Annotated in this window: 7 protein-coding genes and 1 pseudogene; 2 read left to right on the top strand and 6 right to left on the bottom strand. The window is 69.9% G+C overall.

Annotated features, from left to right (window positions below):
• The 5 genes from topA to VFB40_RS19310 form a co-directional block, all read right to left on the bottom strand.
• Positions 1–1243, bottom strand: a 1243-nt coding sequence (gene topA, locus VFB40_RS19330) for a type I DNA topoisomerase (protein ID WP_324852640.1), incomplete at its 3' end; no start/stop codon positions are given.
• A gap of 316 nt (positions 1244–1559) precedes the next feature.
• Positions 1560–3080 (bottom strand): DUF7059 domain-containing protein, encoded by a 1521-nt coding sequence (locus tag VFB40_RS19325; protein WP_324852638.1) that lies wholly within the window; start codon positions 3078–3080, stop codon positions 1560–1562.
• 122 nt (positions 3081–3202) lie between these two features.
• Complete coding sequence (locus VFB40_RS19320; protein ID WP_324852636.1) at positions 3203–5557, bottom strand: sodium-translocating pyrophosphatase; 2355 nt, start codon at positions 5555–5557, stop codon at positions 3203–3205.
• Between the two features lie 774 nt (positions 5558–6331).
• A complete protein-coding gene (locus VFB40_RS19315) occupies positions 6332–6898 on the bottom strand; it encodes an ATP-binding protein (RefSeq protein ID WP_324852634.1) in 567 nt (188 codons plus the stop codon).
• Between the two features lie 111 nt (positions 6899–7009).
• Complete coding sequence (locus tag VFB40_RS19310) at positions 7010–7351, bottom strand: anti-sigma factor antagonist (RefSeq protein WP_211465825.1); 342 nt, start codon at positions 7349–7351, stop codon at positions 7010–7012.
• A gap of 222 nt (positions 7352–7573) precedes the next feature.
• Between VFB40_RS19310 and VFB40_RS19305 the strand changes: the two genes are divergently transcribed.
• Positions 7574–10090: a DEAD/DEAH box helicase gene (locus VFB40_RS19305; protein ID WP_324852631.1), complete on the top strand. Its 2517-nt coding sequence runs from the start codon at positions 7574–7576 to the stop codon at positions 10088–10090.
• Between the two features lie 63 nt (positions 10091–10153).
• A complete protein-coding gene (locus VFB40_RS19300) occupies positions 10154–10579 on the top strand; it encodes a hypothetical protein (RefSeq protein WP_324852629.1) in 426 nt (141 codons plus the stop codon).
• Between the two features lie 159 nt (positions 10580–10738).
• Here the strand turns inward: VFB40_RS19300 and VFB40_RS28825 are convergent.
• Positions 10739–10852 (bottom strand): annotated as a pseudogene (locus VFB40_RS28825) (hypothetical protein); the annotation flags it as partial.
• Positions 10853–10963: the final 111 nt, after the last annotated feature.

The following is a 10963-nucleotide window of genomic DNA, read 5'->3' as shown; positions in this document are numbered from 1 at the left end:
GCTCGTAGAGCCGGAACTCGTCGCCGGTCAGGCCGGTCTGCGCCGGGGTGCGGAAGCTGTCGCCGGAGGGGCGGATGGCCTCGTGCGCTTCCTGGGCGTTCTTGACCTTCGACTCGTACCGGCGCGGGGCGTCGGGCAGGTAGGCGGCGCCGTACAGCTCACGGACCTGGGTGCGCGCGGCGGTGAGCGCGGTCTCGGACAACGTGATCGAGTCCGTGCGCATATAAGTGATGTAGCCGTTCTCGTACAGCCTCTGCGCGACCTGCATGGTGCGCTGCGCTCCGAAGCCGAGCTTGCGTCCGGCCTCCTGCTGAAGCGTTGTGGTGCGGAACGGTGCGTAGGGAGCGCGGCGGTAGGGCTTGCTCTCGACGGACGTGACCGCGAAGTCGGTGTCCACGAGGGCTGCGGCCAGGGCGCGAGCGGCCTGTTCGTCCAGGTGGACGACGTCGCCGCGGGACTTGAGTGTTCCGTCCGGGCCGAAGTCGCGGCCCTGGGCGACGCGGACGCCGCCGACGGAGGCGAGCCGGGCGCTCATCGTGCGCGGGTCGTCACCCTCGCGCTGCGTGTCGAAGAGCGCGGTGAGGTCCCAGTACGCGGCCGGGACGAACGCCATCCGCTCCCGCTCGCGCTCGACCACCAGGCGGGTGGCGACGGACTGCACCCGGCCGGCTGAGGTGCCGTTGGTGATCTTCCGCCAGAGCACCGGGGAGACCTCGTAGCCGTAGAGCCGGTCCAGCACCCGGCGGGTCTCCTGCGCGCTGACCAGCTGCATGTTGATCTGCCGCGGGTTGGCGACGGCCCGCTGGATGGCGTCCTTGGTGATCTCGTGGAAGACCATCCGGCGCACCGGCACCTTCGGCTTGAGCTCCTGCTCCAGGTGCCAGGCGATGGCCTCGCCCTCGCGGTCCTCGTCAGTGGCGAGGTAGAGCTCGTCGGCTTCCTTGAGCAGCTGCTTCAGCTTGCGGACCTGGTCGTCCTTGCCGTCGGAGACCACGTACACGGTCTCGAAGTCGTGGTCTACGTCGACGCCGAGCTTGGCCCACGGCTGATTGGCGATGTTCGCCGGGATCTTGTGCTTGGTGTCGGTGGTCGGCAGGTCGCGGATGTGTCCGACGCTGGCCTCGACGGTGTAGCCCGGGCCGAGATAGCCCTTGATCGTCTTGGCCTTGGCCGGGGACTCGACGATGACGAGACGGCGCGCGGGCGCCTTGGTCCCGGTCCCGGCCTTGCTGCTCGGCGGCACAGTCGTCCGTCCTTCCTGTCCTCTTCGAAGCCACGCACGCGCGAAGGGATACCCCTCGCCGGATGAGCGAAATCACCCGCCCCGGTCGCACCTACCCCTGCGGGCGAGGCGCGGGCGACTGGAAAGTAATACCTTCGGCCCCGTGAGCGCGACTCGGAGTCCAGAGTACGCCCAGAGATGCCGTGGTTACGTTCACGAGTCAGCAGGCCTAGTCGTTCAGCCCGCGTCGTTCATTGTGCGCGACACATCCCTGCTTGCTCATCTTGTGCTGCTTTAGCGGCGCGTTTGGACCGCGTAACGCGCCATCGGGCTCCGTTCAGCCCGCCGTGAGGAAACCCTCCTCGATCAGCGAACGGACCGCGTCGAGCCCGCCGGAACGCAGCGCTTCAGAGGAAAGACCGTAGTCGGTCGCGACACGATCGAGCACGTCACCGAGGGTGCGCTGACCGTCCAGTGCGCCCAGGAGGGCGATACCGACCGGGTCGATGTCCCCCGACCGGTGCAATCCGGTGGTTTGGCGCAGCTTGGTGGAGACCGACTCCCAGCCGTCCTCGCCAGGCCGCGCCACCTGCTCGAGGACCAGGCCCTGCGCAGGCACGGGGCTGCTGGCGAGCAGGTCGGCGTCGTCGGTCTCGCGCACGAAGGCCTGCCGGTCGAACCAGTCCGGCACCAGAGCGCCGAGCGGCTGGTCGATGGGGCCGGTCAGCTCCTCGAGGCGCACGGAGGGCACGTCGGCGCCACTCGCCCGCAGGGTGATCCAGCCGAACCCGACCGCCTCGATCCGCTGCGCTGCGAAATAGTCGAGGTACGCCTGGTAGCGCTCGATGTATTGCGGCTTTCCGTGGTCGCCGGAGTCCCGCAGCCACAGCTCCGCGTATTCGGCGGGGTCCTGCACCTCGCGCTGCACGACCCACGCGTCGCATCCGGTCGAGCGCACCCAGGGCGCCACCCGATCGCGCCAGTCGACACCCTCGACGTGCAGCCAGTTCGCCAGGATCTGGCACCAGCCGTCCTCGGCGAGATAGCCGGGGACCTCTTCGAGGAAGAGCCGGCACAGCTCGTCGCCGGGCAGGCTCGCATCGCGGTACACAAAACGTCCGGCGCCGCGCGCTGATTCCGGCGAGATGACGAACGGCGGGTTGGAGACCACCAGATCGAACTGCTCGTCCGCGACAGGCTCAAAGAGGCTGCCTGCGCGCAGTTCGATCCGCGAGGCATCTTCGTCGAGCGAGAGGGCGCAGGTCAGGCGGGCGAAATCGAGCGCGCGGTGATTCACGTCGGTCGCGATGATCTGTCCCGCATGCCTCGACAGGTGCAGGGCTTGCACTCCGCAGCCGGTTCCCAGGTCGAGCGCGCGGCTGACCGGTTCACGCACGGTCAGCTGCGCAAGCGTCGTCGAGGCCCCGCCGACGCCGAGCACGTAGTCGGGGCGCATCGGGGCGCTGTGCCCCGTGACCAAGCCGGCTCCGAGGTCCGAGACCAGCCACCAGTCCACGTCGGACTCGCCATAGGGCCGGATGTCGACCAGCGCGCGCACAGTCCCGTCCGCGCGATCCTCGGCGAGCAGACCGCCGGCCAGCGCGTCGTCGAGCGGGATCGCCCGAGCGGCGGCAGCGCGGTCCACGCTCTCCTGGAGCACGAAGAGCTTGATCAGCGAGGCGATCGCCGAGTCGTCAGGCCGCACCGCTCGCGAGGCGGCCACCGACTCGTTGCGCGAGAGCGCGGAGTACGCGGTCGGCCCTAGTGCCTCAAGGCAGCCGTCCACTGTGTACTGCGCCTTGAGCAGCGCCTCACGCAGCCGCGCGATCGCGCTCCGGTCCGTCATCAGCTCGGTCACAGGCAGCACTCTATGCAACGGCGGGGCACCGTTCGAGGCGGAGGCGCGGAACGGCCCGCGCAGGCGCCCTGAGGCGTCTACGCGGGCCGTGTGCGTATAGCGCCGGCTCCGCTGACGAAGCGTCAGACGTGCGCGATGGCGCCGTCAGACTCGTCCGCGGCACTGCTCTGGCCGGGAACCTCGGCCTTGACCGCGATCGACTTACGCTTCGAGTTCCACACCGAGCCGATGATGACCAGGAAGGCGACGACCGCGACGCCGGCGCGGGCGCCGGAGTTCGCGCCACTGCCGATGGACCAGGACACGATGGCCGGGGCGACCAGCAGCGAGACCAGGTTCATCACCTTGATCAGCGGGTTGATCGCCGGGCCCGCGGTGTCCTTGAACGGGTCGCCGACGGTGTCGCCGATGACCGTGGCCGCGTGCGCCTCCGAACCCTTGCCGCCGTAGTTGCCGTCCTCGACCAGCTTCTTGGCGTTGTCCCAGGCGCCACCGGAGTTGGCCAGGAACACCGCCATCAGGGTGCCGGTGCCGATCGCGCCCGCGAGGTACGAGCCGAGCGCGCCGACGCCGAGGGAGAAGCCGATCGCGATCGGCGCCATCACCGCGAGCAGACCGGGGGTCACCAGCTCGCGCAGCGAGTCGCGGGTGCAGATGTCCACCACCCGGCCGTACTCGGGCCGCCCGGTGCCCTCCATGATCCCGGGGATCTCGGCGAACTGGCGGCGCACTTCGAAGACGACTGCGCCGGCCGCACGGGAGACCGCGTTGATCGCCAGGCCGGAGAACAGGAAGACCACCGCGGCGCCGGCCAGCAGGCCGACCAGGTTGCGCGGATCGGCGACATTCAGGACACCGAGGTATTGGAGCACGGATTCGGCGTTTCCGGTCACTCCGCCGGCCTTGGCCGCGGCCTCTTGGACGGCGTCCTGGAACGAGCCGAACAGCGCCGTCGCCGCGAGCACCGCTGTGGCGATGGCGATGCCCTTGGTGATCGCCTTGGTGGTGTTGCCGACCGCGTCGAGCGAGGTGAGCACCTTCGCGCCTTCCTCGCTAACGTCGCCGGACATCTCCGCGATGCCCTGGGCGTTGTCCGAGACCGGGCCGAAGGTGTCCATCGCGACGATGACGCCGACCGTGGTCAACAGGCCGGTGCCTGCCATCGCGACGCAGAACAGCGAGATCCAGACCGAGCCGCCGCCGAGCAGGTAGGCGCCGAAGACGCCCGAGCCGATCAGCACCGCGGAGTAGACCGCGGACTCGAGGCCGACCGAGATGCCGGAGAGGATGACGGTGGCTGGGCCGGTCAGCGAGGTCTTGCCGATGTCCTTGACCGGACGGAAGTGCGTGTCGGTGAAGTAGCCGGTCAGCTGCTGGATCAGGACGGCGACCACGATGCCGATGACCACCGAGATCAGCGCGATGACCCGCGGGTCCCCGCTCGCTCCGGCCCGCGCACCGTGGGCGACCAGGTCGCCGAACGAGCTGGGCAGGTAGGTGAACGCCGCGACGGCCACAAGCACGATCGAGACCGCGGCCGAGATGAAGAAGCCGCGGTTGATCGCGGCCATTCCGGAGCGGTCGCCGGGGCGCGGGGAGACGGCGAAGATGCCGATCACCGCGGTCAGCACGCCGATCATCGGCACGATCAGCGGGAAGACGAGGCCCTTGGAGCCGAACGCGGTCAGGCCCAGGATCAGCGCTGCGACCAGGGTCACCGCGTAGGACTCGAACAGGTCGGCCGCCATACCGGCGCAGTCGCCGACGTTGTCGCCCACGTTGTCCGCGATGGTCGCGGCGTTGCGGGGGTCGTCCTCGGGGATGTTCTGCTCGACCTTGCCGACCAGGTCCGCGCCGACGTCCGCGGCCTTGGTGAAGATGCCGCCGCCGACACGCATGAACATGGCCAGCAGCGCGGCGCCGAAGCCGAAGCCCTCGAGCACCTTCGGCGCCTCGTCCTTGTAGATGAGCACCACGATCGAGGCGCCCAGCAGGCCAAGGCCGACGGTGAACATGCCGACCACGCCGCCGGTGCGGAACGCGATCCGGGTGGCGCGGTTCGCCCCGGACTCGTTCGCGGCCGCGGCGACCCGGACGTTCGAGCGCACCGCGAGCCACATGCCGACGTAGCCGGTCACGGCGGAGAAGCCCGCGCCGAGGAGGAAGAACAGCGAACGGCCGATCCGCACGCTCAAGTTGTCTGCCGGCAGCGCCAGCAGCAGGAAGAAGGCGATGACGGCGAAGCCGACGAGGGTGCGGAACTGCCGGGCGAGATAGGCCGCGGCGCCCTCCTGCACGGCTGCCGCGATCCGCTTCATGTTCTCGCTGCCCTCGCCGGCGGCGAGGACCTCACGAACCAGGTAGGCGGCCACGCCGAGCGCCGCGAGGGCGATCACCGCGACGACGATTACCAGGGTGAGATTGCCGCCGGTGAGACTGACGGCGCTTGCCAGGTGCTGCCCGGGAAGCCGGGGCATTGCGTCCTCCTTGACGTGGATACCCCGTGAGCGCGTCTCAGAGCGCCCAGCCGAAATGAGCAGGCCGGACCTCTGCCTGTACGGGGTTTAGTCGGCCCGCGCGCCCGGCCGGGCCGGCGCCGCGCAGGACGCACGGGACCGACGCGCCTGCGCCGCTCTCCCGCCGCCACCCGCCACGGCCGCATTCGGCCTGGTCGTTCGCGTTGACCCTGTCGTTCACCGTGTTCTCAATCACAACGACCGCCCGCCAGCTGAGACGGTGCGGTCGGTGGGCCGGAGTTTACGCACGCCAGCCGGTCCATACCAGCACCTAGTGAGGTTTAGGACACGGAACGGCGTGTGACGCGCGTCTCACCGGCCCGTTCGCTCCCAGGTAGCGTCTGCCCGTTGCCCGCCTGGCGTTTTCCGAAACGGACCCGGGCCGACGGCGGCGCCGATCGGCGTCCGCGGCGACTGTGCCGAGATTCGCGGGACGACCAGCAGAATCACTCGAACCAGTGAGCGCGGCTGCAGGAGCGGCACCCGCGGCTGGCGCCTGGGACTGCTACGACCACGGAGACGGGAACACGACGAACCGGGGCAGGCAGCGCGAACCTGAAGTTGGCGACGGCGCGACGGATCCAGGGTCAGGTCAGTCGTTGAGGAGACGGTGACTCACGCTGCTAAAAGACGGCATTTCGCGTCAGAGGGCAGCGTCTCGCGCTGCCGGGCACGGTGAAGGAACCGGGCAGCGGCAGCCGTGCGGTGTGGAGCGGAGTGCGGGGCGCGGGAAAGTCAGTGGGCAGCCCAGTGCGGGGCGACCACCGGCCAGCCCATGCGGATGACCCCGCCGCCTGAGGTGAGCTCTACGTCGAGGTCGTCCACCAGGCCGCGCAGCACCGCCAGGCCCATGTCAGCGTCGGCTTCCTCGCCGAAACCGCTGTCGGCCCCGAGCTTCTCGGCGGCGTTCTCGTCTTCCGGCTTGGGTACCGGACCGCCGCTCACAACGTCGACCACCTCGACGCCGAAGCGCTCACGCCCGTCGTCGAGATGCACCACGATCGGCACTTCGGGGGCGGCCGAGCGGTGCAGTCCGACGGCGCGCGAGCAGGCCTCGCCGACCGCGAGCCGCACCTCGTCGAGCAGCCCGTCCTCCACCCCCGCGCGGCGGGCTAAGGCGACGGCCACCAGCCGGGCCGTGCGGACGTGCTCAGGCAGCGGCGCGAACCGCAGCACCACCGGGGCCGATGCCTCGCCGACCGCCGTCGCGGGGTCCGGTGCTCCCGCGCCGACCTCCCCCGCCCGGCCTTCTGCCGCTCCGTCGAGTGGCGTGAGCGAGTCGGCGGCGTGTGCGCCCGTCATGACGAAGGTCCTCCCGCGGTGTTCCGGTGATGGCGGTGTTCCGGTGGTGAGTTGCGTCGCCGGATCCGGGCCGTGACCACCCGCAGGGGGCAGTCACGGCCCGGCCGCGCCTCAGTCGGTGGCGGCGATGGCGTCCTCGACCGTCGTGTGAATCGGGAACACCTTCGTCAGACCGGTGATCCGGAAGATCTTCAGGATCCGCTCCTGGGTGCACACCAGGCGCAGCGAGCCGTCGTGCGCGCGCACCCGCTTGAGCCCGCCGACCAGAACGCCGAGGCCGGTCGAGTCGAGGAAATCGACCGCCTCCATGTCCACGACCAGGTGGTAGCGGCCCTGATTCACGAGGTCCACGAGCTGCTCGCGCAGCTTCGGGGCCGTGTAGACGTCGATCTCGCCGCCTACTTCGATGACCGTGCGGTCACCTTCGTGCCGGGTCGACAGGTTCAGATCCACGGGTCCTCCAGCACTGTCCTGTTCGCGACTTCCCCGAACGGGGTGAGTACGCATTCAATCACTCCCCGCCCACACCTGACGACGGTATGCGATCGGTTCACCGCGAGGAGTGTCTTTTTCTCTTCCGGGTGCATCCTGGAGAACACGATGCCACGAACCAGGTCCGCTGAGGAGATCCTTCACCGACTTGTCTCGATCAGCAGCGCCGAGCGAGCTGACGCGATGACACATGTCGAGCGGGTGCCCGCGCGCCCAGCCCGTTACGCCGAGTGGCCCAGTTGGGCCGACAAGCGCGTTATCGACCGTTTTCGAGCGCTCGGGATCGAGCGGCCGTGGATCCACCAGGCGGAGGCCGCGCAGCTTCTACGGCGGGGCCACAACGTCGTGCAGGCGACCGGAACCGCCTCGGGCAAGTCGCTCGGCTACCTCCTCCCGGCGTTGACCGACTTGCTTGACGGGGTGTCAGACGCTCCGGGCGTGCGTGGCCCGCGCCGCACGACGGCCTTGTATCTGGCCCCGACGAAGGCGCTCGCCGCGGACCAAGCCAGGCGAATCCGGGAGCTGCGACTCCCGATCGCGCCGGCTGCCTGCCTGGACGGCGATACGACGCCTGAGGAGCGGCGCTGGATCCGCGATCAAGGCGTGTTCGCGTTAAGCAACCCGGATATGGTCCACTACGCGCTGCTGCCGGATCACCGGCGTTGGTCACCCTTTCTACGACGCCTTCGATATGTGGTCATCGACGAGTGCCACGCTTACCGCGGCGTGCTCGGCTCGCACGTCGCCGCAGTGCTGCGACGCCTGCGCCGAGTGTGCGCGCACTACGGAGCGAGTCCGGTGTTCGCGCTCGCCTCGGCGACCACTGCCGAGCCACAAGCCGCCGCGGAGCGGCTGATCGGGCTGCCGGTGGATGCCGTCGTCGATGACGGGTCGCCGCACGGCGAGGTGTTGTTCGCGCTCTGGGAGCCGCCGCTGACGGACCGGCGCGGCGAACGCGGAGCGCCGGTGCGGCGGTCCGCGATTGCGGAGTCGGCTGGGCTGCTCGCGGATCTGGTGCGCGACGAGGTGCGCACGGTCGCGTTCGTCAGGTCGCGGCGCGGCGCGGAACTTGTTTCGCTGATTGCCCGCCAGCAGCTGGGGCAGGCCGACGGAAGTATCTGGCCCGCTGAGGCCGTGCCGGTCCAGACCACCGCGGACCTCAGAGCCGACGGCTCGGGAACCGAGGACACTGACTCGACTAACAGCGACGGCTCGGAGCGTCAGGGCTCTGTCCTCGTCGACCAGCTGTCCGGCAGGCAAGCTGCCGCCGGGTCGCCTGGAGCCCACTCCAAGGGGCGTTCGACCGACGCGGAGACAGCTGTCCCCTCGCTCGAAACCGATGATGAAGCACGCTCGGCCGAGCGTGCGCCCTTGGCTAGCCGCATCGCCGCCTATCGCTCCGGTTATCTGCGCGAAGACCGCCGAGCGCTCGAGGCGGACCTGCTTTCCGGGCGTCTGCTGGGCGTCGCCGCCACCAACGCGCTGGAGCTCGGCGTCGACCTCTCCGGCCTGGACGCGGTGCTGCTCACCGGCTATCCCGGCACCCGCAGCTCCGTGTGGCAGCAAGCCGGACGGGCCGGGCGTTCCGGGCGTGACGCACTGGCCGTCATGGTCGCCCGGGACGATCCGCTGGACACCTATCTCGTGCACCACCCCGAGGCACTGTTCGGCAAGTCGGTCGAAAGCACCGTCCTGAACCCGGGCAACCCCTACGTCCTGTGGTCGCATCTGTGTGCCGCCGCCGCAGAACTCCCGCTGACCAAGGCGGATCTCGACCTGTTCGGCCCGACCACCGAGGCGCTCGCCGCTGAGCTGAGCCGGACTGGCTGGCTGCGCGCACGCGAGGGCGGCTGGTTCTGGACCCGGCCGGAACGGGCGGCAGACCTGACCGATCTGCGCGGCAGCGGGGGCACCCCCGTCCGGATCGTCGAGGCCGCGACCGGCCGGCTGCTCGGCCAGGTAGACGCAGCAGCAGCCCACTCGACAGTCCACGAAGGTGCGGTCTACCTGCATCAGGGGGACAACTATGTGGTCGAAAGCCTGGACCTCGACGGTGCGATAGCGGTCGTCAACGCCAAGGATCCCGGATACAGCACACACGCCCGGGACACCAGCCTTCTGCGCATCACCGGCGAGGAGCGGACCGAGCTGTGGAGCGACGACGTGCGGCTGTCCTTCGGCGCGGTGGAGGTCACCAACCAGGTGGTCGGCTACCTGCGCCGGGACGCCGCGACCGGAGCGGTGCTCGGCGAGGAGCCGCTGGACCTGCCGGCCCGCAGGCTGGCCACGAAGGCGGTGTGGTGGACCATGTCGCCGGCCTCGCTCGCGGCTGCCGAGTTGGCCGCGCCGGACATCCCCGGCGCCGCGCACGCCGCGGAGCACGCTGCGATCGGCTTGCTGCCGCTGTTTGCGCAGTGTGATCGCTGGGATATCGGAGGGCTGTCTACGGCCTGCCACCCGGACACGGGCCTGCCCACTGTGTTCGTGCACGACGGGCTTCCCGGGGGTGGCGGCTTCGCGGAGCGCGGATTCCAGCAGGCTCGCGCTTGGCTGGGCGCCACCCGAGACGCCATCGCCGCGTGCGAGTGCCCGGCCGGTTGCCCCTCCTGCGTCCAGTCGCCCAAATGCGGCAACGGGAACCAGCCGCTGGACAAGAACGGCGCGATTCGCCTGCTTGGCGTACTGCTCGACGGCCGGTGACGGGTAGTCATTCCCTGAGACCAGTCCAGCAGGACGTCCTTGAGGCAGGTGGCCGTGATAGCGGTGGCGGTTGCGGTGATCGGAGCGGTGATCTTGCTCACCGGCGGCGTGGTCGCAGGTTCTGGCGCCCCGGACACGCTTTCCTTCTTCGGTGTGATGGTGCACACGACCAGTGCCCAGATCTTCCTGACCGGAGCGATCTGCACGTGGGCGCTGCTGGCCGCCGCGTGGCTGCTGACGATGGGCATCCGCCGCTCGCGGCAACGTGGAATGCAACTCGCGGCGCTGCGCGGACGCGCGCCGGTGCGGGATAGCCGGCCGCAGTTGGTCGACAGCGTCGAGCTCACCGAGCCGGGCGAGCTGGCTGGTCTTCTCGGTTTCGCCGCGCGAGGCAACCGGGCCATCGCCGACCGGGCCCGCGCGGGCGGTGGCGGTGACCGCATCAACGCCGGACAGGATGCGGCCGAACAGCCATTGCGCGGGCAGTGACGTTCGGACTGCGACCGTGCAGTCAAGAACGTCGCAACTGCACGAGCCAATGGCGGCGCCCGCGGTGCGCGCCGCGGCGGCCGCTTGCGAGCAAGCGCTCGCGGTGCCGAGTTCGCCGTTCTGGACGAGACCGCGTACCGCGCCTCCGGCAGCCGCCAGCGCTGCCTGATCGGCGGCCCGCTCGGCGCTGTGCCGAGCCGTGACTGCGCCGATCCAGACCAGCGCGCAGGCTGTGGCGCTCGATGCGAGAAGGACCATTGCGATGGCCCAAATCGTCGCGGAGCCCGCTTGGCCGCGTGGGGACGGAAGTCGTCCGGGTTGACGACGACTCCGACCGGAATCCCAGTCCGGGTGGAGTGGCGATGGGTCGTGCGGCTGAGGGGA

It is taken from the genome of Actinocrinis sp. (assembly GCF_035650855.1).
GTDB lineage: Bacteria > Actinomycetota > Actinomycetes > Streptomycetales > Catenulisporaceae > Actinocrinis.
The sequence above is the reverse complement of the archived record's forward strand: the minus strand, read 5'-3'. Positions and strand labels throughout refer to the sequence as shown.

Coding starts and splice junctions, on each gene's coding strand:
- VFB40_RS19320 (WP_324852636.1), bottom strand. CDS start 5,557: ATGCCCCGGCTTCCCGGGCAGCACCTGGCAAGCGCCGTCAGTCTCACC.
- VFB40_RS19315 (WP_324852634.1), bottom strand. CDS start 6,898: ATGACGGGCGCACACGCCGCCGACTCGCTCACGCCACTCGACGGAGCG.
- VFB40_RS19305 (WP_324852631.1), top strand. CDS start 7,574: ATGACACATGTCGAGCGGGTGCCCGCGCGCCCAGCCCGTTACGCCGAG.